25 protein-coding genes and 1 other RNA gene are annotated in these 24,496 nt (G+C 67.7%); 16 read left to right on the forward strand and 10 right to left on the reverse strand.

Translation table 11 applies throughout. The features are described 5' to 3' along the window. Window positions 1-20: 20 nt before the first annotated feature. Window positions 21-533 carry a peptide-methionine (R)-S-oxide reductase MsrB gene (msrB, locus tag ACTG4X_RS06245; RefSeq protein ID WP_440533452.1) on the reverse strand — a complete coding sequence of 171 codons (513 nt, stop codon included), beginning with the start codon at window positions 531-533 and terminating at the stop codon, window positions 21-23. A gap of 96 nt (window positions 534-629) precedes the next feature. Between msrB and rnpB the strand changes: the two genes are divergently transcribed. The 7 genes from rnpB (at window position 630) to ACTG4X_RS06280 (ending at window position 7,541) form a co-directional block, all read left to right on the forward strand. After that, an RNA gene (rnpB, locus tag ACTG4X_RS06250) (RNase P RNA component class A) lies at window positions 630-958 on the forward strand. A gap of 168 nt (window positions 959-1,126) precedes the next feature. Further along, window positions 1,127-1,570: a MarR family winged helix-turn-helix transcriptional regulator gene (locus tag ACTG4X_RS06255; RefSeq protein ID WP_093056399.1), complete on the forward strand. Its 444-nt coding sequence runs from the start codon at window positions 1,127-1,129 to the stop codon at window positions 1,568-1,570. Further along, a complete protein-coding gene (locus ACTG4X_RS06260; protein WP_440533453.1) occupies window positions 1,571-3,682 on the forward strand; it encodes an FUSC family protein in 2,112 nt (703 codons plus the stop codon). Then, complete coding sequence (locus tag ACTG4X_RS06265) at window positions 3,679-3,885, forward strand: DUF1656 domain-containing protein (protein WP_093056341.1); 207 nt, start codon at window positions 3,679-3,681, stop codon at window positions 3,883-3,885. The genes ACTG4X_RS06260 and ACTG4X_RS06265 overlap by 4 nt, the downstream gene beginning before the upstream one ends. Before the next feature lie 22 nt (window positions 3,886-3,907). Next, window positions 3,908-4,846, forward strand: a complete 939-nt coding sequence (locus ACTG4X_RS06270) for an efflux RND transporter periplasmic adaptor subunit (RefSeq protein ID WP_440533454.1) — start codon at window positions 3,908-3,910, stop codon at window positions 4,844-4,846. Beyond that, on the forward strand, window positions 4,843-6,327 hold the full coding sequence (locus ACTG4X_RS06275) for an efflux transporter outer membrane subunit (RefSeq protein ID WP_440533455.1): 1,485 nt from the start codon (window positions 4,843-4,845) through the stop codon (window positions 6,325-6,327). Before ACTG4X_RS06270 ends, ACTG4X_RS06275 begins: the two co-directional genes overlap by 4 nt. Next, entirely contained in the window at window positions 6,324-7,541 is a 1,218-nt protein-coding gene (locus ACTG4X_RS06280; RefSeq protein ID WP_440533456.1) for a multidrug effflux MFS transporter, read from the forward strand. The genes ACTG4X_RS06275 and ACTG4X_RS06280 overlap by 4 nt, the downstream gene beginning before the upstream one ends. Before the next feature lies 1 nt (window position 7,542). Here the strand turns inward: ACTG4X_RS06280 and ACTG4X_RS06285 are convergent, their stop codons facing one another. From ACTG4X_RS06285 to ACTG4X_RS06305, 5 genes are all read right to left on the reverse strand, one after another. Continuing rightward, entirely contained in the window at window positions 7,543-8,076 is a 534-nt protein-coding gene (locus tag ACTG4X_RS06285; RefSeq protein WP_093173136.1) for a hypothetical protein, read from the reverse strand. Window positions 8,077-8,081: 5 nt separating this feature from the next. Then, entirely contained in the window at window positions 8,082-9,161 is a 1,080-nt protein-coding gene (locus ACTG4X_RS06290) for a hypothetical protein (RefSeq protein ID WP_440533457.1), read from the reverse strand. A 224-nt stretch (window positions 9,162-9,385) separates the two neighbouring features. Then, complete coding sequence (locus ACTG4X_RS06295; protein ID WP_097200164.1) at window positions 9,386-9,928, reverse strand: hypothetical protein; 543 nt, start codon at window positions 9,926-9,928, stop codon at window positions 9,386-9,388. Between the two features lie 124 nt (window positions 9,929-10,052). Continuing rightward, window positions 10,053-10,775: an RNA pseudouridine synthase gene (locus ACTG4X_RS06300; RefSeq protein WP_440533458.1), complete on the reverse strand. Its 723-nt coding sequence runs from the start codon at window positions 10,773-10,775 to the stop codon at window positions 10,053-10,055. Further along, entirely contained in the window at window positions 10,772-12,436 is a 1,665-nt protein-coding gene (locus ACTG4X_RS06305) for an MBL fold metallo-hydrolase (RefSeq protein ID WP_440533459.1), read from the reverse strand. Before ACTG4X_RS06305 ends, ACTG4X_RS06300 begins: the two co-directional genes overlap by 4 nt. Before the next feature lie 141 nt (window positions 12,437-12,577). Between ACTG4X_RS06305 and ACTG4X_RS06310 the strand changes: the two genes are divergently transcribed. After that, a complete protein-coding gene (locus ACTG4X_RS06310) occupies window positions 12,578-13,579 on the forward strand; it encodes a Bug family tripartite tricarboxylate transporter substrate binding protein (protein ID WP_176928812.1) in 1,002 nt (333 codons plus the stop codon). Between the two features lie 27 nt (window positions 13,580-13,606). On the opposite strand, the gene ACTG4X_RS06315 is transcribed toward ACTG4X_RS06310, so the two are convergent. Further along, window positions 13,607-14,518, reverse strand: a complete 912-nt coding sequence (locus tag ACTG4X_RS06315; RefSeq protein ID WP_440533460.1) for a DMT family transporter — start codon at window positions 14,516-14,518, stop codon at window positions 13,607-13,609. A gap of 61 nt (window positions 14,519-14,579) precedes the next feature. Beyond that, window positions 14,580-15,344: a GntR family transcriptional regulator gene (locus ACTG4X_RS06320; RefSeq protein ID WP_440533461.1), complete on the reverse strand. Its 765-nt coding sequence runs from the start codon at window positions 15,342-15,344 to the stop codon at window positions 14,580-14,582. 167 nt (window positions 15,345-15,511) lie between these two features. Between ACTG4X_RS06320 and ACTG4X_RS06325 the strand changes: the two genes are divergently transcribed. The 8 genes from ACTG4X_RS06325 to ACTG4X_RS06360 all read left to right on the forward strand — a co-directional run bounded on the left by ACTG4X_RS06325 (window position 15,512) and on the right by ACTG4X_RS06360 (window position 22,362). Next, the gene (locus tag ACTG4X_RS06325) at window positions 15,512-15,727 is read left to right on the forward strand and encodes a DUF3311 domain-containing protein (RefSeq protein WP_440533462.1); all 216 of its coding nucleotides are present in this window, start codon (window positions 15,512-15,514) and stop codon (window positions 15,725-15,727) included. Beyond that, complete coding sequence (locus tag ACTG4X_RS06330; protein ID WP_440533463.1) at window positions 15,724-17,199, forward strand: sodium:solute symporter family protein; 1,476 nt, start codon at window positions 15,724-15,726, stop codon at window positions 17,197-17,199. Before ACTG4X_RS06325 ends, ACTG4X_RS06330 begins: the two co-directional genes overlap by 4 nt. Window positions 17,200-17,224: 25 nt before the next feature. Further along, on the forward strand, window positions 17,225-18,427 hold the full coding sequence (locus tag ACTG4X_RS06335; protein WP_440533464.1) for an amidohydrolase family protein: 1,203 nt from the start codon (window positions 17,225-17,227) through the stop codon (window positions 18,425-18,427). After that, complete coding sequence (locus ACTG4X_RS06340) at window positions 18,424-19,701, forward strand: cyanate transporter (RefSeq protein WP_440533465.1); 1,278 nt, start codon at window positions 18,424-18,426, stop codon at window positions 19,699-19,701. The genes ACTG4X_RS06335 and ACTG4X_RS06340 overlap by 4 nt, the downstream gene beginning before the upstream one ends. A gap of 5 nt (window positions 19,702-19,706) precedes the next feature. Then, window positions 19,707-20,201 (forward strand): nucleoside deaminase, encoded by a 495-nt coding sequence (locus tag ACTG4X_RS06345; protein ID WP_440533466.1) that lies wholly within the window; start codon window positions 19,707-19,709, stop codon window positions 20,199-20,201. A gap of 129 nt (window positions 20,202-20,330) precedes the next feature. Then, entirely contained in the window at window positions 20,331-20,585 is a 255-nt protein-coding gene (locus tag ACTG4X_RS06350) for a hypothetical protein (protein WP_440533467.1), read from the forward strand. A gap of 188 nt (window positions 20,586-20,773) precedes the next feature. Next, on the forward strand, window positions 20,774-21,775 hold the full coding sequence (locus ACTG4X_RS06355; protein WP_440533468.1) for a patatin-like phospholipase family protein: 1,002 nt from the start codon (window positions 20,774-20,776) through the stop codon (window positions 21,773-21,775). 44 nt (window positions 21,776-21,819) lie between these two features. Further along, complete coding sequence (locus ACTG4X_RS06360) at window positions 21,820-22,362, forward strand: hypothetical protein (protein WP_440533469.1); 543 nt, start codon at window positions 21,820-21,822, stop codon at window positions 22,360-22,362. A gap of 19 nt (window positions 22,363-22,381) precedes the next feature. Here ACTG4X_RS06360 and dkgB read toward each other — a convergent pair whose 3' ends face one another. Together dkgB and ACTG4X_RS06370 are read right to left on the reverse strand one after the other, a co-directional pair. After that, complete coding sequence (gene dkgB / locus ACTG4X_RS06365; protein ID WP_440533470.1) at window positions 22,382-23,197, reverse strand: 2,5-didehydrogluconate reductase DkgB; 816 nt, start codon at window positions 23,195-23,197, stop codon at window positions 22,382-22,384. Between the two features lie 38 nt (window positions 23,198-23,235). Continuing rightward, on the reverse strand, window positions 23,236-24,438 hold the full coding sequence (locus ACTG4X_RS06370; protein WP_093056323.1) for an MFS transporter: 1,203 nt from the start codon (window positions 24,436-24,438) through the stop codon (window positions 23,236-23,238). Window positions 24,439-24,496 lie beyond the last annotated feature (58 nt).

Here is a 24,496-nt window from a genome sequence, read left to right on the forward strand (position 1 = left end):
GCCCATGACCCCTGCGGCCCCTATGCCGCTGCAGGCGTGAAGGCCATCGCCACGCCGTTCATGCAGTAGCGCAGCCCGGTGGGCTTGGGCCCGTCGTCGAACACATGACCCAGGTGGCCGCCGCAGCGGCGGCAGTGCACTTCCGTGCGCGCCATGCCGAAAGACCGGTCCTGGTGCTCGCCCACGGCCTTGTCGAGCGGCTGCCAGAAGCTCGGCCAGCCGGTGCGGCTGTCGAACTTGGTCTTCGAGGAGAACAGGTCGAGCGCGCAGCCCGCGCAGCTGAAGCGCCCGGCCCGGTGCTCGTCGTTGAGGGGGCTCGTGTAGGGCCGCTCGGTGCCTTCCTGGCGCAGCACCGAGAACTGGCTCGCGGTGAGCAGCTTGCGCCATTCGGCCTCGGTGTGCGTGACTTCGAATTTCTCGTTCTCCGCCGCCTGCGCAGGGCGTGTGCCCCAGCCGAAGACCTGGGCAATGGCCAGCCCCAGGGTCGAAGTGCCCGCGGCAATGGCGAAGCGGCGTCTGGTGTTTTGCGTCATGCCCTTAGTTCGGGCCGGCGAGGCGGCGGGTTACAAATGGCGGCGCAGCATCGCCTGAAAAGGCGCTTTCGCCCGTGAGGCGATAATCCGCCCCGTGAAGCACGCCAGACCGCCGCTGGTGCAAGTCTCGAAAGAGCGCACTGGAGGAACGTCCGGACTGCATAGGACAGCGCAGGAGTTAACGACTCTCCACCGTGAGGTGAGGATCAGAGCAACAGAGACGAGCCGATTAAGTTCGGGTGAAACGGGCAATCTCTGCGCGCAGCAACACCAAGTAGGCCAGTATTGAGGTGGTTCCGCTGAGCTGGCGGGTAGGTGGCATCGAGCCGTCTGGTGACAGGCGGCCCAGAGTAATGGCGGTCACGTCGAGGGCTTCGCAAGAGGCCCTCGATGCACAGAATCCGGCTTATCGGCGGGCTTCACACTTTTCTTCTTCCCGTTTTTCTTTTTTCGCGCCTTCGGCCTGAAGGCGGGCGACAGCCTTGCCGCCAGCAGGGATTGGTAGTTACCCTTACAATCGATAGCATGCTAACTAATAGGCGGCTACCGTGACCGACTCCGACAACTCCCAACCGACACGCGAAAACGCGCTGATGCGGCTCGGCATGTCGCTTTCGGTGCTGCAGCGCGGCTACCGCGCCCATGCAGACAAGGCGGTGGCGCACGTCGGGGTGTCGCAATCGCTGGCTTGGCCGATCGTGATGCTCGGCCGCATGAACGGCGAAGTGCGCCAGGGCGTGCTGGCCGAGGCGCTGGGCATCGAAGGCCCTTCGCTGGTGCGCTCGCTCGATCAGCTGGTCGAGGCCGGTTTCGTCGAGCGGCACGAAGATCCGTCCGACCGCCGCGCCAAGACCCTGCATCTCACCGAAGCCGGCAAGGCCGCCTGCGCGCCCATCGAGGCCGCGCTGAGCCTGATGCGCACCGCTATGTTCGAAGGCGTGCCGGACGAAGACATCGCCGCCTGCCTGCGCGTGTTTGCCGTGCTCGAAGAGCGCCTGGGCCGCGCCGCGCAGCCGCCGCAAGAAGGGCGCAAGTAGATGGCCGCGCTCAGCCTGCCGCGCTTCAGCCGCGCGGAGCTTCTCTTTTCCGGCAAGAGCTTCGCCGCGGCCATGCTGGCGATGTACCTTGCCAGCCGCGCCGGCCTGCCGCGTCCGTTCTGGGCGCTCATGACCACCTACATCGTTGCCCATCCGCTGGCCGGCGCCGTGCGTTCCAAGGCGGTGTACCGCTTCTGCGGCACGCTCATCGGCAGCACCGCCACTGTGATGCTGGTGCCCGCGCTGTCCAACGCGCCCGAGCTGCTGACGCTGGTGCTCGCGCTGTGGGTCGGGCTGTGCCTGTGCATCTCGCTGCTCGACCGCACGCCGCGCTCGTATGTGTTCATGCTCGCGGGCTACACGGCGGCACTGATCGGCTTTCCGTCGGTGCAGACGCCGCTCGCGCTGTTCGACACCGCCGTGGCGCGCGTGGAAGAAATCGGCCTCGGCATCTTCTGCGCCACGCTGGTCCACAGCCTGGTGCTGCCCGCGGGGCTTGCGCCGACCGTGCTGGGCCTGCTCGACCGCACGCTGCAGGATGCGCGCAAGTGGCTCGGCGACCTGCTGCAGCCCGCCGGCCGCAGCAGCAACGCCGATCCGAAACGCCTCGACGACGACCGCCGCCGCCTCGCCGGCGACATCACGCAGCTGCGCCTGCTCTCCACCCATGTACCCTTCGACACCACGCACCTGCGCTGGACCGCCGGCGCCATCCGCGCCATGCAGGACCGCGTCGCCGCGCTCACTCCGGCCCTGTCGGCCGTCGAAGACCGCCTGCAGGCGCTGGAGCAGGCCGAAGGCCAGCTGGCCCCCGATGTGGCTGCCGTGCTCTCACAGGCCGCACAGTGGCTGCGCGAAGAAGCCGAACCCACCGGCGACGCAGCAACCCGCGCCGAACGCCTGCAAGCCCTGCGCCGCGCCATCGACGTAATGAGCGCCACACCCGCGAGCGCGGAGCAACAGACTCCATGGGGCCGCGCCCTGCGCATCGGCCTCGCAGGCCGTCTCGCAGAACTCGTCGACGGCTGGACCGCCTGCGCCCAGCTGCGCCTGGACATCGACGAGGGCCTCAAGGGCGCCGCGCCGCTGCGCCGCACGGCAGCGCTCGGCAGCCGCGTGCTGCACCGCGACTACGGCATGGCGCTGCTGTCCGCGCTTGCGGCCGTCATCGCCATCTGCCTGTGCGGCGCGTTCTGGATCGTCACCGGCTGGCCCATGGGCTCGGCCGCGACCATGATGGCCGCCGTCTTCTGCTGCTTCTTCGCCACCATGGACGACCCCGTGCCGGCGATCCACGGCTTCCTGAAGTGGACGCTGTTGTCCATTCCGATCTCGGCGCTCTATGTGCTGGTGCTGATGCCCACGGTGCAGGACTTCGGCATGCTCGTGGTCATCTGCGCGCCGCTCTTCCTGCTGCTGGGCCTTTACCTGCCGCGCCCGACGCATTTCATGCCCGCGATGGCGCTGATCTTCGGCGTGGCCGGCACGCTCGCGCTGCACGACACGGCCAGCTCCGATCTCGTGAGCTTCCTCAACAGCATGATCGGCCAGATCGTCGGCGTGGTCGTTGCTGCGCGCGTCACCCGCCTGGTGCGTTCGGTGGGCGCCGACTGGAGCGCGCGCCGCATCCAGCGCGCCACATGGCGCGAACTCGGCGACATGGCCGCGTCTTCTCAACCGCAGTACGCGCAGAGCGATACCTATGCCGTGCGCATGCTCGACCGCATCGGCCTGCTCGCGCCGCGCATCGCGCAGGCCGGCGGCACCGTTGAAGGCGTGGCCGCCAACGATGCGCTGCGCGACCTGCGCATGGGCGCCGACATCGCCGTGCTGCAGCGCGTGCGCGCCCAGCTGCCGCTGGCCACATCGGCCGCGCTGTTGGGCGGCATCTCGCGCTTCTTCCGCCAGCGTTCGGAAGGCCGCATGAACCCGCGTCCGCCGGGACTGCTGCCGCAGATCGACGAGGCGCTGAACGCAATGCTCGAAGCGCGCGACACCGCCGCTTCATCGACTTCGCGCGCCGCCGTTACCGCACTGGTCGGCCTGCGCCGCAATCTTTTTCCCGACGCACCGCCGATGCTGGGCGCGTCCAGGCAAGGAGCTTCCGCATGATCGGCGAAGCCAGTTTCTACGGCCTCTACCTGCCCTGGATCATGGTGCTGGCCCTCGGTGCGCTGCTCGCGCTGTGGGGCGTGCGCCGCCTGCTCGCGGCCACCGGCGTGTACCGCTGGGTGTGGCATCCGGCGCTGTTCGACATGGCGCTCTACCTGCTGCTGCTCTACGCGCTGAGCCGCGTCACCTCCTACCTCCAATAAACAAACAGACAACGAAATCTCCATGAAAGCCACCAGTCCTTCCGCAGAAAACCCGTGGGCCCAGCGCCTCGGGCGCGTTCTTTTCACCGTGGTCGTGGTGGCCGCCGCCGTGTGGGCCGGCCTGCGACTGTGGGACCACTACGAACTCGCACCGTGGACGCGCGACGGCCGCGTGCGCGCCAACGTCGTGCAGATCGCGCCCGACGTGTCGGGCCTCGTCACGGCAGTGCCGATCCGCGACAACCAGCCGGTCGCCGCCGGCACGCTGCTGTTCGAGGTGGACCGCGCGCGCTACGACCTCGCCGTGCGCCAGGCCCAGGCCGTGCTCGCCGCGCAGCGCGCCCAGAGCGCCCAGGCGCAGCGCGAGAACGCACGGAACACTGGCCTCGACGACCTGATCTCGAAGGAGTCGCGCGAACAGACCCGCTCGCGCGTCGAGCAGATGCAGGCCGCGGTTGCGCAAGCCGAGGTGGCGCTCGATTCGGCCCGCCTCAACCTGCAGCGCGCCGAAGTGCGCGCGCCCACCGACGGCCTCATCACCAACCTCGACCTGCGCCAGGGCAGCTACGCCGCGGCGGGCCGCCCGGTGCTCGCGCTGGTCGATGCGCAGTCGTTCTACGTCGAAGGCTATTTCGAAGAAACCAAGCTGCCCCGCATCCATCTCGGCGACCGCGTGCGCGTCACGCCGATGGGTGGCGGCGCGGTGTTCGAAGGCGCGGTCGACAGCGTGGCTGCCGGCATCGCCGACCACGACCGCTCCACCAGCGCCAACCTGCTGCCCAGTGTGAACCCGACCTTCAACTGGGTGCGGCTCGCGCAGCGCATTCCGGTGCGCATCAAGCTCGATCCGCTGCCGCAGGGCGCGCGCCTTGTTGCGGGCCAGACGGTGACGGTGCAGGTGCTGGAGAACAAGGCGGCGCAGAAGACGGCGGCAACGACCCCAGCGCCGCAGAAGGGATGAACAGCATGACCCGCTTCGCATTTCGCCTTGCATCGCTGGCCGTCGCCGCCGGGCTCGCGGCCTGCGCGGCGGTCGGCCCCGACTACAAGCAGCCGCCCGAGGCGCTCGCCAGCCAGAGCGCTGCCGGCAAGCCCTTCGCCGAGGCGCCCGCCAACGCCGCGCCACTGCCTGCGCACTGGTGGCGCCTGTACCACGACCCGCTGCTCGACAAGCTCGTCGAGCAGGCTCTCGCGCACAACACCGACCTGCGCCAGGCCGTCGCCAACCTCGAGCGCGAGCGCGCCATCGACGACGAAGTGGCCGGCGGCAGGTACCCCACCATCGGCGTGAACGGCGGCCCGTCGTTCGGCCACCAGTCGGGCATCCAGTTGCTGCAGCGCGGCTACGAGCCGCCGAGCACCTTCAACTACGGCCTGGGCGCCTCGCTGTCGTACCAGGTCGACCTGTTCGGCCAGCTGCGCCGCGCCATCGAAGCCTCGGCCGCCAACACCGAAGCGGCCGAAGCCGCGCTCGACCTGGTGCGCGTCAACGTCGCAGCGGGCACCGCGCGCGCCTATGCCGAAGCCTGTTCCACCGGCTTGCGCCTGGAGATCGCGCAGAAGTCCGCCGACCTGCAGAAAGACGCGGTGAACGTCACCGAGCGCCTGCAGAAGGCCGGGCGCGCCGGCGCCATCGATGCGGGCCGCGCGCGTGCGCAGCTGCAATCGCTCAACGCCGCGTTGCCGCCGCTGCAGGCCAGCCGCCAGGCCGCGCTGTACCGCCTGGCCACGCTCACCGGCGCGCTGCCGCAAGACTTTCCGCGCGAGGTGGCCCGCTGCACCACGCCGCCGCGCGTGGCCGGCGTGCTGCCCGTGGGCGACGGCGCGCAGCTGCTGCGCCGCCGGCCCGACATCCGCCAGGCCGAGCGCACGCTGGCCGCGTCCACCGCGCGCATCGGCGTGGCCACGGCCGATCTGTACCCGCACGTGTCGATCGGCCTGTCGGCAATGTCGGCCAGCACCGCCGCTGATTTCGGGCGCAAGGACAGCATGAGCTACAGCCTCGGCCCGCTGATCTCGTGGACGATCCCGAACACCGGCGTGGTCCAGTCGCGCATCGCGCAGGCCGAAGCCGGCACGCGCGGCGCGCTCGCCAAGTTCGACGGCACCGTGCTCACCGCGCTGCGCGAGACAGAGACCGCGCTCGGCAACTACGCCCGCGAACTCGACCGCCGGGCCGCGCTGGAAGCCTCGCGCGACCAGAGCGCCATCGTCGCGCGGCAGGCGCGCCAGCTCTACCAGAACGGCCGCACCGGCTACCTCGATTCGCTCGACGCCGAGCGCGCGCTGGCCGCGAGCGAGTCCGCGCTGGCCGCCAGCGAAGCGCAGCTGTCCGACGACCAGGTCATGCTTTTCATGGCGCTGGGCGGCGGCTGGGAGCCTGAAGATACGAACCTTGCGCAAGGCAACCTGACCGGCGGCGCAACCATCACCAAGCAATGACCGCAGCCATCACCTCCGCGCCGCAGCGCCGCCCCCACGCGCCGCTGTGGCTGCTGGCGTTGGTCACCTTCAGCGGCACGCTGGCCATGCACATCTTCGTGCCCGCGCTGCCCATCGCCGCAAAGAGCCTCGGCGCAGGCATCGGCGCCATGCAGATGACGGTGAGCCTCTACATCTTCGGCCTGGCAGTGGGCCAGCTGGTGTACGGCCCGCTGGCCGATCGCTACGGGCGACGGCCGGTGCTGCTGTTCGGGCTGGGGCTGTATTGCGTGGCGGGGCTTGCGGCCGCGGTCGCGCCTGAAGTGCATTCGCTCATCGCGGCGCGCCTGTTCCAGGCAGTCGGCGGCTGCGCCGGCCTCGTGCTCGGCCGCAGCATCGTGCGCGACACGGCCGAGCCGCAAGAGGCCACGCGTCGCCTCGCGCTGATGAACCTGATGGTCACCATCGGCCCGAGCCTCGCGCCGCTGCTCGGCGGTGCGCTCGCCACCGCATTGGGCTGGCGCTCGATCTTCTATGCGCTCTTTGCCCTCGGCGTCATCGGCTTCCTGTTCACCTGGCGCCTGCTGCCCGAAACCGGCGCGCCCGGCGCGGCCGTCAATGCGCGTGAGCTCGCCCGCAACTACAGGAAGCTGCTGGCCTCGCCGGCCTTTCTCGGCTTCTCGGTCGGCGGCGGTTGCGCCACCACGTCGATGTATGCCTTCATCGCTTCGGCGCCCTTCATCTTCGTGGACCAGCTGCACCGGCCGGCGCACGAGGCGGGCATCTACCTCGCCATCCTGGTGTCGGGCGTGTGGCTCGGCAGCTTCCTCACCAGCCATCTGATCTCGCGCGTACGCGTCGACCGCCTCATGGTCCGCTCGAATGCGCTGAGCGTGGCCGCGGCCTTCGTGCTGCTGGGCGCGGCGCTGACCGATCATCTTTCGGTGCCGCTCATCGTCGCCTGCATGTTCCTGTTCACGGTCGGCGCCGGCATGGCCTCGCCGGCCGCGCTCACGCAGGCAATCAGCGTGAACCCGCAGGTCATCGGCTCGGCCTCGGGCCTTTACGGCTTCACGCAGATGGCCGTGGGCGCGCTGTGCACGGCGCTCGCGGGCATGGGCCACCGCAACCCCGCGCTGGCATCGGCCATCGTGCTGGCGGGGGCGGGCATCGTGGCGCAGCTGTCGTTTGCGGTGGCGCTGCGCGCGCAGAAGGCCCGCACGCTCACGGCGTGAGTCAGCCCTTGCAGCGCTTCTTCAGGTCCGTGCCGATCTGCGCGGTGAGGCTGTCCAGTGCCGTGTTGAAGGCCTCCTGGATTTCGCTCTCGGACGTGGACCAGTTCATCGAGTCGTCGAAGCCGCGATAGGTTTTCGTCGTCGTTGTGGCGCCCGAACCCTCCGGCGGAAACTGCACGCGCACGACGAGGTTGGCCGACTTCAGCGTGACGAGGCCGTGCACATAGGCCTTCAGCACCGTGACCCGGATCGCCGGTGCGCCGGCATCGCGCGTGTAGCCGGGAATCGATGCGATGCCGCTCCTGAACCATCCGTCGAAGCCCGCGCCGTCGATGTGCGTGCGGCCCATCTGGCCCAGGCTCTGCGCGTCGCGCTGGTCGTCGATGCCGCCGAGGGAGAACGCGCAGGCCGGCGCTGTGGGGGGCAGCTGTGCAGCTGCAGTCCGGCGATGCAGGCCTGCAACCTTGTCCGACGCGCAGCCCGCCAGGAGCAGCGGCGCCGCCAGTGCGCAGCAGGCTGCGCGGCGCCAACCCATGCGGGTCACTTCGCAGCCGTGTCCGCGACGGCCTGCACGGCGGACACTGCCGCTGCCGGGGCGGCTGCATCGGCCGAAGGAGTAGCTGGGGACGCAGCCACAACCGCCGGCGCTGCGGCCGCCACGTTGGCCAGTGCCGCATCGAAGTAAAGCGAACCGTCGGGGTAGCGAAGCAGCTTGCCGGTATTGCGTTGCGACACCAGGTTGGCCTTCAGGCCGAGCGGGGTGTCGACATTGGCCGTCGCGGCTGCATAGATGGGGTGCTTGCTCTGCAGATCGGAGGCCAGCAGCGCCGTCGACTGCGCGATGCCGTCCAGCAGCGCCACCTTCAGCAGGCGAGCGTTGTCGGCCTTCCAGGCCGCGATGTTCTTCGTGGCGTCGTCACCCGACGCCGGGTGCTTCGCGCGGTAGATGATGTTGCTGCGGTAGGTCGCGTTCTGCAGCGCAAGTGCCGGCTCCGAAGGCGTTGCCGACAGCGCGGTCGGCAGCTTGGCCGCCTTGCGCGCCGTGGCCCCGCGCGGATAGATCAGGCCTCGCGCCGAGACTTCCAGCGTGGAGAAGTCGGGCGACAGGTGGTAGTCGAGGTTGATGAACATCACCGCGTTCGACGTCGAGCCCTTGAACGTCTTCTCGTACGCCTCCGTGGTGACGGTCTTGGTAACGGCCACGTCCGCGAGTTGCATGTTGGGCACCGACTGCAGCGACTGCGTGAGCGACTCGCGCATGAGCTGGTCAAAGTTCACGTCGACCAGTTCGTCCTTGAGCGGGCGAACGCTCTCTTCGGCCGCCTTGGCCCGCGTGGCGTTGACGCTTGCATCCACCGCGCCCATCGCACCGCCACAGGCCGCGGCCAGCAGAATGCCCAACCCCGGAACGGCCCCGCATGCCGCGGCGCCGGTGGCAGCCGCATTCGAACGGACAAAGGCCGCATACAGCTCGGCCTGCGTGATGCCGACCTTCACCTCGACGGGCTGGAGGGCGCCGAGCACTTCAGGCTTGACCGGCTGCGTGGCCGGCAGGTGCGTGCAACCGGCGAAGACGAACGATGCCAACACCGGAATAACGGCGCTGCGGATAGCGAACATGAGTTTCTCCCTCGGACATGTGATTCGAATGCATCGCTGCGCCCCCTGTTTATGTCGGGTGTCTGCAGCGATGAAGCCTCGGCCAAGGTCTGCCACCTTTCGGCCGGCAGGGATCGTACATGCCGTTACGCTTTGTGCAACATTTGTCGCGCGCCCGGGTGCCCGGACTGTGCGGAAAAGCACTGTCCCTCGGGTTTGTCCCAGTCTGCGCGAGGGGGGCGGAATCAGCGCGTGAAGAGCCAGCCCCCCTTGGGCTGGCGCATCAGCTCATGGCGTTTCACGGCCCGCTCCTCGCCGTCGTCGCCCACGTAGACCACCTCGAAGCGCAACAGCTTCGGCGTGACCATCTTCCAGTTCTGGATGCGCTTCACCGTCACGCAGGCGGTCTTGTCGTGGTACTGCATTTCCGACATCGGGCCGCCCTGGAAGCCCGTGCCGTCGAACAGGCGGCCGGGCGCGGCAAAGGGGTTGAGCACCGCACCGTTGCGCGCGGTGATGCAGCCCTCGGTCCGCACGAAGGACTCGATGGTCGGCGAGGCGCTGCGCACCACTTTGCCGACGGCCGGGCTGGGCGGCTTGCCGCCGATGGCTTCGCGGATGCGCTCGACCTGTTCTTCTGTGATGGGCGCCAGGCCGTCCTTCGAGACCACGGCAGGCGGTGGTGCCGGTGGCGCGGGCGGCGGTGGTGGCGCGAAAAGCGTGCAGCCCGCCACCAGTGCCAGAGGCACGGTGCAGGCCAGGGCGGTGCTCGGTGGTCCGAACTTCATGGCTCAGTCTCCCTGACGGCGGCCCATCGGGGCCGCTGGCTGAAAATTGCAGGCCGCGAACATGCGGTGCATCGTCGTTGTCGTCCTCTTTCTCTTCTCTTCTTTATTTCTTCGTTGTTGTTTTTCAGAAGCGTTCGTGGGGTGCAAGGTAGCGCCACTGCCCGGGCTGAAGCCCCGCCAGCGGCACGCGGCCAATGCGGATGCGCCGCATCGCCAGAATGCGCAGGTCTACGCCGTCGCAGATGTTGGCAATCTGCCCAGGCCGCGCGCCCTTGAGCGCGAAGCGCAGGCCTGTCTGCTCGTCGCTCTGGCGGCCGATGCTCACGCGCGCGGGCGAGCGTTCCAGCCGCGCCAGCACCTCGGCGCTCACCGGGCCGGCCACGTCCACCATCACCTCGTGTTCGAGGATGCCGGCGTCTTCCTGCAGCTTGCGTTCGATGCGGAATTCCTGCGTGTACGCGACCAGCCCGCTGGCGCCGGTTTCGAGCGGCGTCATGCAGCGTTGCGCCTTTGCATGCGCCGGCAGAAAGCGCTGTCCGGCGCGCTCGGGCTCGTGATGATTCGCAGCCACCAGCAGGCGGTGCGCGGTGTCGGTTGCCATGCCGGCAGGCTTGTACAGAAGCAATGTGACAGGCACTACCGGCTCGGGCTTGGCACCCGCCTCGATCTCGACCTGCTGGTGCGGCAGCACGCGCGACTGCGGCAGCATCTGCGGCACGCCATCGACGCGCACTGCGCCGTTCTCTATCAGCAGTTCGGCTTCGCGTCGCGACACGCCAGCCATTGCGGCCACGCGCTTGGCGAGGCGGATGCCTTCGTCTTCGACGGGAGCAGTCTTCATGTTCATCGGGGCGCCGCCAGTTGGCGGATGCGTGCCACGTGCGCGGCCAGCGAGCGGGCCGCCACCGGCCACATGCGTTCGGGCACGTCGTCGTAGGCCAGCGGCAGCCATTCTTCGGGCGTGCCTTCGGGCAGCTTCTGCATCGCGGCGGCGATCTTGGCTTCGCGCTTCAGGCGGTGCGCCTTCAGCATGCCGATGGCGGTGCGGGCAAAACCGATCACGTAGCCGTGCGCGGGCAGGATGAAGTCGATGCCGCCGGCCTCGCAGGCCGCATCGAGCGTGTCGAGCGAATCGAGGTACGCGCTCATGTCGCCGTCGGGCGGATCGACCACCGTGGTGCTGCCGTTGAGGATGTGGTCGCCGGAGAACAGCAGGCCGTCTTCTTCCAGCACCAGGCATAGGTGGTTGGCCGCATGGCCGGGTGTGTGTATCACGTGCAGCGTGTGGGTGACGGTTTCGCCGGCAGCGTTGGCGCCCGACAGCACGAGGCGTTCGCCGTCGGCCAGTTCGCGCTCGGGCGTGAAGCGCGCGGTGGCGCGCGCGGTCGGCTTCGAGGCCAGGCCCAGGATCGGCGGCTTGCCGTTCTTGCACAGCGCCTGCAGCGGCGCCGCACCCGGCGAGTGGTCGGCATGCGAGTGCGTGCAGACGATCATGCGGATGTCGCCTTTCGTGGCGCGCCACAGCCGGCCGATGTGGTCGAAGTCGTTCGGGCCCGGGTCGATCACGATGTAGCCCGTCGCCGCGTCGCCCACGAGGTAGCTGTTGGTGCCCGGGCCAGTCATCGCGCTCGGGTTGGGTGCGGTGAGGCGCATCACGTTCTTCAGCAGCGGCACCGGGTGCTCGCTCTGCCAGTCGAGCGCGTGCAGGAGCTGGCCGTCGGGGCACACCAGCGCGAGTTCGCCATAGGGCGACTCGTGTTCCATGTAGCGCGCGTCCTCGCCCTTGAGCAGGCCGGCGCGCGGGCAGCTGGTCCACAGCGGGGCCTCGCTGGCACAGGCCGCGAGCAGGGCATCGACGGTGGGGTATGCGGCCATGCGCTGCAGCGTGCGCACGGTCGGGAAGATCATGAAGAAGGTGCCGGCCTCATGGCGCGCGAGCGCATCGGCCGGATGCACCCAGCTGGGCTCGAACTGTTCGCTCTCGTCGGCCGTGGGCGTCTGGCCTTCGGGCATGCGCGCCACCAGAAAGGGCACGTCGAAGCGCTTGGGCAGGTCGCGGTCGGTCATCCAGTGCGCGAAGGTGAACACGCGGTCCGAGTCGAGCACCAGTCCGCGTGCCGCGCACTGGTCGGCAAAGGCGGTGCCGGCGGTGTCGCCGCGGTCCATGGCGGCGACTTCTTCGGCTCTGACAGGGCTTGCGTCGGCATGGTGCGCCAGCAGGATGCCCAGCTCCTCGAAAGCCTCGCGAATGGCCGCGATGGCCTGCGTGCGCTGCACGCGGCTTTGCGTGGGGCGGCGCGTGGCGATGCGCTTGGCCGCTTCGTCGGCGTCGTCGATATGGCCGCCGGGAAATACGTAGGCGCCGGGCGCGAAGCTGGCGGTGGCCGAGCGGCGGGTCATCAGCACTTCGACGCCGGCGGCGCTGTCGCGCAGCAGCAGCACCGTGGCGGCCGCGCGCAGGGGCGCGGGCTCGCGTGGGGTGTGTAGTTGTTGGGAGGAACGGACCATGGGGCAATTATGGGGAGCAGGCGCGATACATGCATGTCGACGCGCATAAGCTCATATGGAATCGGGCATCAGCGGCGCGCCACAATTCGCGCCTGCACCGTCTGCATTGAAGACAAAAGACTGAACGACCGAAAGACTGTCATGGCCCATTCTCCACTCACTCGTCTTGCCCGCCGTGTATTGCTGCTGGCAGCGGCCTCGCTCGTCGTGCCCGCCGCCCTCGCTCAACAGGACTGGCCGCAACAACCCGTCACGCTGATCATGGGCTTTCCGGCCGGCTCGGGCGTCGACGTGGTGGCCCGCGTCATCCAGGAGCCACTGGCAAAGCAGCTCGGGCGGCCCGTCGTCATCGACTACAAGTCTGGCGCCGCAGGCAACATCGCCAGCGACTACGTGGCTCATTCGAAACCCGACGGCTACACGCTTGCCTTCGGCACAGCTGCCACGCACGGCAGCAACGCCGCGCTCTACAAGAAGCTGCCCTTCGATGTGGAAGCCGACTTCATTCCGGTGGCGCCGGTGCTCGACGTGTCGAACGTGCTCACCATCAATCCCGACGTGATCAACGTCAAGACCTTGAAGGAATTCGTCGAGCTGGTCAAGGCCAACCCCGGCAAGTACAACTATGCGTCTACAGGCAACGGCGCCGGCACGCACATGGCCTTTGCCGAATTCAATTCGCGCCTGGGCCTGAACATGGTGCACGTGCCCTACAAGGGCGGCCCCGAGGCCATTACCTCGGTGGTGCGCGGCGAGACCTGCTGCATCATGAACCAGGTGCAGACCATTCTTCCGCACTACAAGGCCGGCAAGGTGCGCCTGCTGGGCGTGACCACCGCGGCGGCCGTGCCGGCAGTGAAAGAAGTGCCCACCATCGCATCGAGCGGCCTGCCGGGCACCAAGGGCTTCGACAGCTCGATCTGGTTCGGCATCTTCGCGCCCAAGGGCACCGACCCGCAGATCGTCGACAAACTCAATGCCGCCGTGAAGGCGGTGCTGGAGCAGCCCGAGATCCGCGAGCGCTTCGAGAGCCAGGGCAACACCGTGCGCATCGAGTCGCCGGCACAGTTCAAGAAGACCGTGCACGACAACCGCGTGAAGTGGGCCGAGGTCGCGAAGGCCGCGAACATCAGCATCGACTGAGTTGCCAGCTACGGGCCGGGGTTCAGTTCACGCCCGGCGCGCCGGCATCGTCATCGCGATCACGCCGGCCATGATGCATGCAAGGCCGGCCCACGCCGTGGGCGCCGGTGCCTCGCCAAGAAACACCACGCCGATCATCACGCCGATAGGCACGCGCAGATAAGCCTGCGCAGCCGTCGACATCGGCCCCAGCGTCTTGATGAGCCGGAAGTAGATCGTGAAGGCCAGCGCGGTGGACAGCACCGCGAGCGCCAGCACCGCCATCATCGAAGCGGCAGACGGCGCGAGCGTCCACGGCCGGTCGATCACGAGGCTCGCGGGCAGCAGCATCGCCGTGCCGCTCAGCAGCGAGCCGGCGGCCGGCACCATCGGGTCCAGCCCCTTGAACACGCGGCCGAACATCGCGGCGCAGCCGTAGCAGACGGCGGCGGCCACCAGCCCGAGTTGCGCGAGCAGCGAATGCCCGAGCCCGTTCAGCGCCTCGAAGCCGACGATCAGGCAGATGCCCGCCAGCCCCGCGCCCACGCCGAACAGGCGCCGCAGCGTGGGCCTCTCGGAGCCGCCAAGGCCCAGCCCCAGCAGGAAGATGAAGATCGGCGAGGTCGAGTTGAGGATGGTCGCCAGGCCCGCATCCACGCTGCGTTCAGCCCACGCAATGAGCGTGAAGGGCAGCACGCTGTTCAGGCAGGCCTGCAGTGCGAAGCGCCACCACATCGCCGGCTCCTTCGGCAGCTTCACGCCGCGCATGCGCAGCACCGCAAGCAGCAGCAGGCCGGCAATCAGCGTGCGTGCCGCGATCAGCGTGACGGGCGGGATCGTCGCCACGCCGATCTTGATGAAGGTGTACGAAGCGCCCCAGCAGGTGGCCAGCAGCGCGAGCAGCGCCCATTCGAAGGCGGCGTTGGTGCGGGGCTTGCTGGCGCAGGAGAGTGTGTGCATGGCGCCGATCATCGCGAGCCCTGCCAACCGACACTTCGCCCGCGAGCGAAGCGTGGATGCCTCAGTGGCTGTGCCCGTGCGCGGTGGTGCCGCCGCCGTTCAGCAGCGTCGCCAGGTCCACCTCCTGCTCGGCCGCCGCGCCTGCGATGACGCGCTGCTCCAGCTCGTCGAGGTGCTCCAGCGCCACGGCCAGCGCCTTGTCGAGCGACTTGCCCGTCGTCAGCGCCTCGATGATCTGCTCATGCTCGCGCGGCGCGCAGCTTGCGGCCTCGGCGGAGTCGTACAGCGCCTTGTAGAGCTCGGTGTTCGAAATCAGCCGCCGGATGTACGACAGCAGCTCGTCGCTGCCCGCCATCTCCGCCAGCAGCAGGTGAAAGTCGCCCGCCAGGCGGATCGAGTCTTCACGCCTGCCTTCCTTGAACGCCTTTTGCTCCGCCTGCACGTGCTTGCGCAGCGCAGCCACCTGCTCGCGTTCGAGGTTGCCGAACAGCGTGGTCACCAGCCCGGCTTCGACGATGCGGCGCGCGCGGTAGATGCCGCGCATGTCGTCGATGGACGGGTTGGGCACGAAGGCGCCGCGGTTGTGCTCCAGCACCAGCCGTTTTTCCGACCCCAGCCGCGCCAGCACCTTGCGCACCGCACCGCGCGTGCAGCCCAGCGCCTCGGCCAGCGCGCGTTCGCGCAGGGGCGTGCCGGGGCGCAGCTTGCCGCTGAGCAACGCCTTCGACACGGCGGCGTAGACGCGCTCGTCCACGTTGGCTTCGTTGGCGTCGGTGGGCTCTGCAGGGGCGGCGGAAGTGGGGGATTTGCGTGCGGTGGAAGGCATAGGCGTGGGGATTATTGCCCGCGCCGTGTCGCCTCCGGGAAATCCCCCGGATTGACTCGGCCCCTCCCGCTTCGTACCATTCGCCTCGTTTGGTTAACCAAAATAATTGTATATGGTTAACCAAAACTGAATTCGAATCTCAACCAGAACAGGAATCGAGGCAACCCATGAAATCCGCCAAATGGCTGGCCGCGCTGCCGGCAGCCGCTTTCTTCAGCGGGGGATGGCTGTCCTCCATCGCGCCCACCTTCGTGTTCGGCATGCCCTTCCTGATGGTGTGGAACGTCAGCTGGCTGGTGCTGACCTCGCTGCTCATGGTGGTCATCGACCGCGCTGAAGGCGACCTCGATGCGCCCACAGCGGCCAACGGAGAAGCCCGATGAACGCCGCACTCGGCGTGATTGCCCTGTTCGTCGTCGGTGCGCTGGGCCTCGCGGTGCTCGCGCGGCGCGGCCGCACCATGAGCCTGGAGCAATGGGCGCTCGGCGGGCGCGGGCTGGGCGCGATCATGGTGTTCCTGCTGATGGCGGGTGAATCGTTTTCCACCTTCACCTTTTTGGGCGCCAGCGGCTGGTCTTACAGCAAGGGCTCGCCGGCCTTCTACATCCTGGCCTACGGCGGGCTGGCCTATCTCATGGCCTTCTGGATGCTGCCTGCCATCTGGCGCTACGCCACCGCGCACAAGCTGGTGTCGTTCTCCGACTTCTTCGCGCACAAGTACGACAGCCGCCCGCTCGGCGTGCTGGTGTCCATCGTCGCGCTCATGGGCATGGTCGCGCTGCTGACCATCCAGTTGCGCGGGCTCGGCATCATCGTGTCGGAAGCTTCATACGGCTCCATCGCGCCGCAGGTGGCAATCTGGATCGGCACCGTGGTCATGGTGAGCTACATCCTGTTCTCGGGTATCCATGGCTCGGCCAGCATCGCCATCGTGAAAGACGTGCTCATCCTCGCGCTCGCCGTGTTCCTCGGCATCTACCTGCCGTGGCACTACTACGGCGGCGTCACGGCCATGTTCACCGCCATCCACGCGGCCAGCCCCAGCTTCTTCGAGTTTCCGAAAGAAGGCCTGAACCTCACTTGGTACAACTCGACCATCCTGCTGACGGCGCTGGGCTATTACCTGTACCCGTTCAACCTCACCTCGGTGTATGCCGCCAGGAGCGCGAGCGCGGTGCGCCGCAACACCATCCTGATGCCGCTGTACCAGGTGGTCATCGCCTTCCTGTTCCTCGTCGGCTTCGCGGCCATCCTGCAGGTGCCTGGGCTCAAGGGCTCGGAGGTCGACCTTGCGCTGTTCGGGCTGGCAAAGCACACCTTCGACCCATGGTTCGTCGGCGTGATCGGCGGCACGGGCGTGCTCACCGCACTGGTGCCGGGCTCGATGATTCTGCTCACGGCCTCCACCGTGATCGGCAAGAACGTCTACAAGGAAGGCTTCGCCCACAACGCCACTGACAAGCAGGTGTCGCGCGTGGCGCGCGGCGTGCTGCCTCTGTTTGCATTGGTGGCGGTGTACTTCGTGCTGCGCGGCGGCACCACCATCGTGTCGGTGGCCATCTTCGCGTCGAGCCTGCTCACGCAGCTGCTGCCCTCGCTGCTGTTCAGCCTCATGAAGAAGCCCTTCGGCAACAAGCACGCAGCCTTCGCGGGCATCCTGGCGGGCGGCGCGGTGCTGGCCTTCATGATGACCACCAGCTCGAACCTGGGTACGCTGTTCCCGGCTGCACCGGTCGTCTTCAAGTCGCTCAACATCGGGCTCGTGGCGCTGGCGACGAATGCACTGGTGTTCGTGATCGTGGCGCTCTTCACGGCGCGCATCGTGCCGCGTACCGTTGCAGCGCAACCTGCCTGATGCTTTCAACGAACGGACTCTCAACATGCCATCGCTCCTGATCCGCAACGTGCGCCCCATGGGCGCCTCCCCGGTCGACGTGCGGGTCCAGGACGGGCGCATCGCCGAGATCGGCGCCGCGCTTGCTGCGCCGGCCGGCGCCACCATCGAAGACGGCCAGGGCGCCTTGCTGCTGCCGGGCCTCGTCGAAGGCCACACCCACCTCGACAAGACGATGTGGGGGATGGACTGGTACCGCAACGAGGTCGGCACCAATCTCACCGACAAGATCGAGAACGAGCGCGCCTTCCGCCACTCCAGCGGGCACGACGCGGCCGCGCAGTCGCTGGTGCTCGCCAAGGCCTTTCTCGCGCTCGGCACCACGCGCTTGCGCACGCACGTCGACGTCGACACGCAGGCCGGCCTGCGCCACCTTGAAGGCACCCTGCGCACGCGCGAGGCGCTGCGCGACGTGCAGCAGATCCAGATCGTCGCCTTCCCGCAATCGGGCCTGCTGGGCCGCCCCGGCACGGCCGAGCTGCTCGACCAGTCGCTGGCGCAGGGCGCCGACGTGCTCGGCGGCCTCGACCCCTGCGCCATCGACGGCGACCCAGTGAAGTCGCTCGACGTGCTGTTCGGCATTGCCGACAAGCACCAGCGCCCCATCGACATCCACCTGCACGAGCCCGGCGCCATGGGCGCGTTCTCGCTCGACCTCATCCTGCAGCGCACCGAGGCGCTGGGCCTGCAGGGCAGGGTGGCCATCAGCCACGGCTTCTGCCTGGGCGACGTGAGCGAACGAGAGCGCGATGCGCTGCTCGCGCGCATGGCCAGGCTCGGCGTGGTGCTCGTCACCAGCGCGCCGCCCTCGCGCACCGTGCCGCCGCTCATGGCTTGCCGGCAGGCCGGTGTGAGCGTGCTCGGCGGCAACGACGGCATCCGCGACACCTGGTCGCCCTATGGCAACCCCGACATGCTCGAGCGCGCCATGATCATCGGCCTGCGCTACAACCTGCGCCGCGACGACGAGATCGAAGTCGCGCTCGACACCGTCACGCACTCCGGCGCGCGCGGCTGCGGTTTCGAGGCCTACGGCCTCGTGCCCGGTAACCGCGCCGACCTCGTGCTGGTCGATGCGCAAACGGTCGCGCAGGCCGTGGTGTCGCGGCCCGTGCGCAAGCTGGTGGTGGCGGGCGGCCGCATCGTGGCGCGCAACGGCGTGCTGCAGGCCGACGTGGCTGCCTTGTGAGGGCAGGGCGCAGTCGTGACGGAGGCGTCGCCTTCGCGGTCGTGATCGTGCTGGTGGCGCTGAACCTGCGCGCCTTTCTCACGTCGAGCAGCCCGCTGCTCGAACCCATACGCCTTGCGACCGGCATCGGCTTTCATGCGGTGGCGCTGCTCACGGTGCTGCCGATGTTCGCGATGGGGGCCACGTCGCTGTGCGGCGCGGCAGTGGGCCAGCGCATCGGCGCGCGCGGCGGTGTCGCGCTCGGGCTCGGGGCCATTGCCTTCGCTTGTGCGAGCCGCTATGTGGCGGGCGGTGCGGCCGCGCTGCTGTGGAGCGCGGCGCTCGCGGGAGCGGGTGTCGGGCTGGTGCAGGCGCTGATGCCCGGCGTGGTGAAGCAGGCCTACCCGACGCGCATCGGCGTGATGACGGGGCTGTACTCCGCCGCGATCATGGGCGGCGGCGGGCTCGGCGCCATGGCCAGCCCGTGGGTGGCGCATGCAATCGGCGGAGCGCAGCCCGACTGGCACGCGGGCCTCGCGATATGGGCCCTGCTCGCAACCTTCGCGCTGCTGTATTGGCTGAACATGCGTCGCATGGAATTCACAGTCGCCGATGCGCCGCGCCAGAACCTCTCGTGGCTGCGCTGCTTCGCAAGCCGCCGCGCATGGCTGCTGGCGGCGTGCTTCGGCCTCATCAACGGTGGCTACACCAGCCTCGTCGCATGGCTGCCGCACTTCTATGCCCAGCAGGGCTGGACCGCACAGCAGGGCGGCTCGGTGCTCGCGCTGATGACGGCCGCGCAGGTGGTCGCCGCGCTCGCCATGCCCGCCATCGCGCGCAGCCGGGGGCGCGACCTGCGGCCCTGGCTGGTGCTCACGCTGGTTGCGCAACTGGCGGGCTTCTGCGCGCTGACCTTCGATGCGCCCGTGCCGGCCGTCGCCATCGCCGTCGTGCTGGGCTTCGGCCTCGGCGGTGCGTTCTCGCTGTGCATGGTGCTGGCGCTCGATCACCTGCCCGACCCCGCACAGGCCGGCGCGCTCGCGGGCTTCATGCAGGGCGTGGGCTTCATGATCGCCGCACTCGCGCCCTTCGTCACCGGCTGGGTGCGCGAGCACACCGGCGGCTTCACGCTCGCATGGGCTTACCTTGCCGTAGTCGTGGTGGTGCTGCTGCCGCTCATGCTGTGCTTCGACCCGCGTCGCTATGCCGCGGCAACGGCTGGGCTCTTCTCGCCGAAAGCGCACCACGCCACCAACACGCTCACGGCGCTGGACAGCAGCGCCAGAAAGGCCTGAACACCATGTACCAACAGCAATTCATGCAACGCGCACTGACCCTCTCGGCACAAGCGCTCCAGGAGCCCGGCACCGAGCCCTTCGGCGCCGTCGTCGTGAAAGACGGCGTGATCGTCGGCGAAGGCTTCAACCATTCAGTCGCCCATTCCGACCCCACCTCGCACGGCGAAGTCGAAGCCATCCGCGACGCCTGCCGCAAGCTCGACACCGTCAACCTGTCGGGCTGCGAGCTCTACACCTCGTGCGAGCCGTGCGCCATGTGCGTGGCGGCGATGCACATCGCGGGCATCGCCAAGCTGTACTACGCGGCCTCGCTCGCGCAGTCGGGCGAGGCATTCAAGGGTGTGACTGTGGCGGCGCGGCACCCCATCGATGTCGATGCGCTTCGCGCCGAAGCCGGCGCCGCGCTTGCGCAGCGCGGCCTGCCTGCGGAGCAGAAGCTCGACCGTGAGGCCGTGCAGATTCTTTCGGACTGGGCTGCGACGCGACGGGGTTCCTGAGCCCGCGCGATCGAGGCTGAGGGCGCGGCAGCCGCCCCGATTCACGACGATGTTGTTACTCCCCGCTGCAAACCAGCGTGAATAGAGTTGCCTCACGGCGCGATACGAAGCGCGCGATGAGGAGTCGGCATGAGCAGCATCAGGAACACCGCGACAACGCAACCCTGCGCACTGGTTGCACAGGCGCTCGCCATCTATCGAAGCATCGCCGCGTGCCACGCGCACATCGCAAACAACAGCAGCAGCAGCGCCAACGCACTCACCGCAGCGCTGATGCTGCCCTGCTACCAATCCAGCTTTCGCGAACTGGCACTTGCGCTGACCCTCGAAGAGGAGCGCGAACTTAGGTACGCGCTCGACGAATTTCGCAACTCAGCTGCATGAAGACGAGTACCTTCGCGCAACTTCTGTCCCACTGTGGTGCGTTCCGAATCGTTGCGCGGCCTTCGGAATTACGCTGATGGATTGAACGGGATTTCACTCGTAGCGACAAACGCAACCAGCGCCCAGACTCCGCTTCCCCGGCCGGGGATTTATTTCATGGAAGTCATTTCTCTTGAAAGGAGTTGGCAATGGCGGAAAAGCAGAAATTCACCATCCTCTCGTTTGTCGGCGGTGGCATACGAGGGCTGATGCCGGTATCGGTCTTGAACAAGCTGTACGCGAAGTTCCCTCAGATCATCGACAACACCGACCTCATCGCGGGATGCTCGACGGGCTCGATCATCACGAGCGAGCTATTGGCGGGAAAGACGCCGCAAGACATCATCAATCTCTTCACCTCCCAGAACGGGGAGATCGGGTTCTACCAAAAGATGAACACCGATCCGAAGGCGCCCGCGTATTCGATCGATGAGGTCTACGCCTCGCAGCTTGCGCTGCATGGCGACGCGAAGGTCCAGGATATCTTGATGAAGAAAGCGCTCTTCGTGACCTTCAATGTCGGCGGGCTCGAAGTGAAGAACTCTGTGCAGACGGCCATACCGTGGCAGCCGGTCATGTACACGAACATGATCCCCGACCATGGCGACGTGACCATCGCCAAGGCGGCCACGTCGAGCGGCGCGATGCCCGGGCAACTGGGCTCGCTCGACGGCAACGTCGACGGCTGCTTCTTCAACCACGATCCCACGGTCGCGGCAATCGCCCTGGCGGTGAAGGCGGGCCATGCACTCGAGGACATTACCGCCATCACCTTCGGCACTGGCTACATGCCCGATTGGGTTGCCAGCGATACCCACGGCTGGGGTGCGGACCAGTGGATGAACGGCGATGCGAATCCCTTCAACAATTCGCCGCCGTTCCTCATGAACCAGTTGAAGTCGTCGCCGGTGCTCGACATGAGCCTGAACGGAACTTCGACCGAACTCATGCCGATGCTCGCCAAGATGCTGCTTGGCGATCGCTACACCAACATCAACCCGACGCTGCCCTTCTTCATTCCGGAGAACACGGTCTACCCGCAGGCCCTGCAGCTGCTGCAGGACAAGGGCGCGAACGCGGACACCGCGGACGCCGAAGCCCTGCTGCAGCTGTACTGGGTCGAACACGCGCTCGGCTCGGTGCGGACCTGAGCATCACCTGCAAGCAAACGCATTCCAGGAAAGGAGAAACGACAATGTCGATCACCGCAACAGGTGCTGCAGCGCCAGCACCCGCCATCCCCGTGGAGAACTTGAACCTCGGGCCCTACAACATCCAGTACCTGCCAGGCGACCACTACGTGCTGGACGTGAGCGGCAACAACCCCGCCAAGGGCGCAGGGGTCATCGGGTACACGCTCAAGCTGCCGCAGGTCGGCAACCAGCAATGGTTGTTCGTTCCCGCACCCCAGGCACCGGGCTGGTGGTACCTGCAGACAAAGATGGGCACCGGGTTCGTCTTGACGTTGCAGCCCGGCTCCACGGTCATGCCCACGCCCGTCGTGATGATGCCCGTCGGCCTGTCCGATGCCGACAGGCAACTCTGGAGCCTGCTGTCCACCGAGGAGCCCGGCTACTGGTACATCCAGTGCAAGTCCGGGGCGAGCAATTCGAATGCGCCGCTGGTCATCGGGCTCGCCGACAACAAGGTGGAAGCCAGCGCCGTGGCCGGCCCCATCAGCTTCACCGGGTTCCGGGCGCAGGCCTGGGGGTTCAAGCCCGTGGGCAGCGCGGGTTGAGAGGAAGAGCGTCGGGAGCTCAGTCCCAGGCCGGCGACAGACCGGCCGGGTCTGTCAGGCGCTCATTGCGGTCGAGCACCGCAATCTGCGCCATTTCCTCGTCCGTCAGCTTCAACTGCAGAGCCTTCAGATTGCCCTCGAGGTTCGCACGCTTGGTGGACGACGGAATCACCGCATAGCCCAGCTGCATCGCCCACGCCAACACCACCTGCGCCGTGGTCGCGCCGTGCGCCTTGGCAATCGCTTCGACAACCGGGTCGCCCAGCACCTTGCCGTAAGCCAGCGTCATGTAAGAAGTAATGTGAATGCCCTGGCTCTTCGCGAATTCAGCCACCTTGCGGTTCTGCAGATAGGGGTGCAGCTCGATCTGGTTGGTGGCGATCTGCTCCGCGCCCACGGCCGCAATGGCTTCCTTCATCAGCGCGATGTTGAAGTTAGACACGCCAATGCGCTTCGTGAGCCCCTGCGCCTTGGCCTCGGCCAGCGCACCCATGAACTCGGCCACCGGCACTGCGTTGCCGGGCGAGGGCCAGTGGATCAGCGTCAGGTCGACATGGTCTGTGCGCAGCTTGGCGAGGCTGTCTTTCAGGCTGGGCACCAGCTTGTCTTTGGCGTAGTTGTCGGTCCAGATCTTGGTGGTGATGAAGAGGCTGTCGCGGGCCACGCCGCTTTCGGCAATGGCCTGGCCCACCTCGGCCTCGTTGCCGTAGATCTGCGCCGTGTCGATGGTGCGGTAGCCCACGTCGAGGCCGTTCTTCACCGAGTCGATGACCACCTGGCCCTTCAGGCGGAAGGTGCCGAGGCCGAAGGCGGGAATGATGTTGTTCGTGTTCATGATGTGTGTTGTCCTTGTGTGTTGAAAAAAGAGGGGGTTCAGTGACCGACCGGCACCGGCCCCGAAGCGCGAACCGGAATGCCGGCACGGCGGTCGAGCGTGCCGCTCCACTGCGTGAGGGCCAGCGACACCAGCACCACCAGTGCGCCAATCCACGGCGTGTGCATCAGCCCAAGGTGCGTCACGATCAGCCCACCGGCCCAGGCCGCGCCGGCAATGCCCAGATTGAACGCCGCGATGTTCAGGCCCGAGGCCACGTCTACCGCCTGCGGCGTGAAGCGTTCGGCCTGCTTCACCACATACACCTGCAGCCCCGGCACGTTGCCGAAAGCCACCGCGCCCCACATCAGCACCGCCAGCAGGGCCAGCCACTTGTGCGGCGCCGCGAAGTTGAACACCAGCAGCACCGCGGCCAGCAGCGCGAAGATGATCTTCAGCGCCGGAATCGGGCCCATGCGGTCGGCCAGCTTGCCGCCCCAGATGTTGCCCACCGCTACCGAGATGCCGTACACCAGCATTACCCAGCCCACAGCGCCGGCGCTGAAGCCAGACACGTCGGTGAGGATCGGCGCGAGAAACGTGAACGGAATGAACGAGCCGCCATAGCCGATGGCCGTCTTCGCATACACCAGCAACAGGCGCGGCTCGGCCAGCACCTTGGCTTGCTGCGCCAGCGAGGCCGGCGGCGTGTGGCGGATGTTGCTGGGCACAAAGATCCAGCTGCCGATGAAGGCGATAACGCCCAGCGCCGACACCGCCAGGAAAGTTTCGCGCCAGCCGAAGTGCTGCCCGATGAACGTGCCCAGCGGCACGCCCGTGACCAGCGCCACCGTGAGGCCCGTGAACATGATCGCGATGGCGCTCGCCGCCTTTTCCTTCGGCACCAGGCCGGTGGCAATGGTCGAGCCAATGGAGAAGAACACCCCGTGCGCCAGCCCCGTGAGCACGCGGGCGGCAATCAGCGATTCATAGCTCGGCGCCTTCCACGCCAGCAGATTGCCGACCGTGAACAGCGCCATCAGCCCGAGCAGCAGCGCCTTGCGCGGCAGCTTGCCCGTCAGGGCGGTGAGCACCGGCGCGCCGATGGCGACGCCCAGCGCATAGAGGCTGACCAGCAGGCCGGCCGAGGGAAGGCCGATGCCGAGGTCGGCGGCCACAGTGGGGATGAGACCAACGATGACGAACTCGGTCGTCCCGATGGCGAAAGCGCTGAGGGTCAGCGCGAGTAAGGCGATTGGCATGAGGGCACTCCTTCTTGGATGTAGAGGAGTGTCTAGCGGTTACCTTTGCGGATAAATG

Source organism: Variovorax sp. YR566 (assembly GCF_051992195.1).
Classification (GTDB): domain Bacteria; phylum Pseudomonadota; class Gammaproteobacteria; order Burkholderiales; family Burkholderiaceae_C; genus Variovorax.

Excerpts from the sequence above, each read along its gene's own strand:
- msrB (WP_440533452.1), bottom strand. The coding sequence starts at position 533 with ATGACGCAAAACACCAGACGCCGCTTCGCCATTGCCGCGGGCACTTCG.
- ACTG4X_RS06355 (WP_440533468.1), top strand. The coding sequence starts at position 20,774 with ATGGCGGAAAAGCAGAAATTCACCATCCTCTCGTTTGTCGGCGGTGGC.
- ACTG4X_RS06330 (WP_440533463.1), top strand. The coding sequence starts at position 15,724 with ATGAACGCCGCACTCGGCGTGATTGCCCTGTTCGTCGTCGGTGCGCTG.
- ACTG4X_RS06325 (WP_440533462.1), top strand. The coding sequence starts at position 15,512 with ATGAAATCCGCCAAATGGCTGGCCGCGCTGCCGGCAGCCGCTTTCTTC.
- ACTG4X_RS06345 (WP_440533466.1), top strand. The coding sequence starts at position 19,707 with ATGTACCAACAGCAATTCATGCAACGCGCACTGACCCTCTCGGCACAA.
- ACTG4X_RS06290 (WP_440533457.1), bottom strand. The coding sequence starts at position 9,161 with ATGTTCGCTATCCGCAGCGCCGTTATTCCGGTGTTGGCATCGTTCGTC.
- ACTG4X_RS06280 (WP_440533456.1), top strand. The coding sequence starts at position 6,324 with ATGACCGCAGCCATCACCTCCGCGCCGCAGCGCCGCCCCCACGCGCCG.
- ACTG4X_RS06265 (WP_093056341.1), top strand. The coding sequence starts at position 3,679 with ATGATCGGCGAAGCCAGTTTCTACGGCCTCTACCTGCCCTGGATCATG.
- ACTG4X_RS06310 (WP_176928812.1), top strand. The coding sequence starts at position 12,578 with ATGGCCCATTCTCCACTCACTCGTCTTGCCCGCCGTGTATTGCTGCTG.
- ACTG4X_RS06300 (WP_440533458.1), bottom strand. The coding sequence starts at position 10,775 with ATGAACATGAAGACTGCTCCCGTCGAAGACGAAGGCATCCGCCTCGCC.
- ACTG4X_RS06270 (WP_440533454.1), top strand. The coding sequence starts at position 3,908 with ATGAAAGCCACCAGTCCTTCCGCAGAAAACCCGTGGGCCCAGCGCCTC.
- ACTG4X_RS06315 (WP_440533460.1), bottom strand. The coding sequence starts at position 14,518 with ATGCACACACTCTCCTGCGCCAGCAAGCCCCGCACCAACGCCGCCTTC.
- ACTG4X_RS06305 (WP_440533459.1), bottom strand. The coding sequence starts at position 12,436 with ATGGTCCGTTCCTCCCAACAACTACACACCCCACGCGAGCCCGCGCCC.
- ACTG4X_RS06295 (WP_097200164.1), bottom strand. The coding sequence starts at position 9,928 with ATGAAGTTCGGACCACCGAGCACCGCCCTGGCCTGCACCGTGCCTCTG.
- ACTG4X_RS06350 (WP_440533467.1), top strand. The coding sequence starts at position 20,331 with ATGAGCAGCATCAGGAACACCGCGACAACGCAACCCTGCGCACTGGTT.
- ACTG4X_RS06285 (WP_093173136.1), bottom strand. The coding sequence starts at position 8,076 with ATGGGTTGGCGCCGCGCAGCCTGCTGCGCACTGGCGGCGCCGCTGCTC.
- ACTG4X_RS06275 (WP_440533455.1), top strand. The coding sequence starts at position 4,843 with ATGAACAGCATGACCCGCTTCGCATTTCGCCTTGCATCGCTGGCCGTC.
- ACTG4X_RS06320 (WP_440533461.1), bottom strand. The coding sequence starts at position 15,344 with ATGCCTTCCACCGCACGCAAATCCCCCACTTCCGCCGCCCCTGCAGAG.
- ACTG4X_RS06335 (WP_440533464.1), top strand. The coding sequence starts at position 17,225 with ATGCCATCGCTCCTGATCCGCAACGTGCGCCCCATGGGCGCCTCCCCG.
- ACTG4X_RS06255 (WP_093056399.1), top strand. The coding sequence starts at position 1,127 with ATGCGGCTCGGCATGTCGCTTTCGGTGCTGCAGCGCGGCTACCGCGCC.
- ACTG4X_RS06260 (WP_440533453.1), top strand. The coding sequence starts at position 1,571 with ATGGCCGCGCTCAGCCTGCCGCGCTTCAGCCGCGCGGAGCTTCTCTTT.
- ACTG4X_RS06360 (WP_440533469.1), top strand. The coding sequence starts at position 21,820 with ATGTCGATCACCGCAACAGGTGCTGCAGCGCCAGCACCCGCCATCCCC.
- dkgB (WP_440533470.1), bottom strand. The coding sequence starts at position 23,197 with ATGAACACGAACAACATCATTCCCGCCTTCGGCCTCGGCACCTTCCGC.
- ACTG4X_RS06370 (WP_093056323.1), bottom strand. The coding sequence starts at position 24,438 with ATGCCAATCGCCTTACTCGCGCTGACCCTCAGCGCTTTCGCCATCGGG.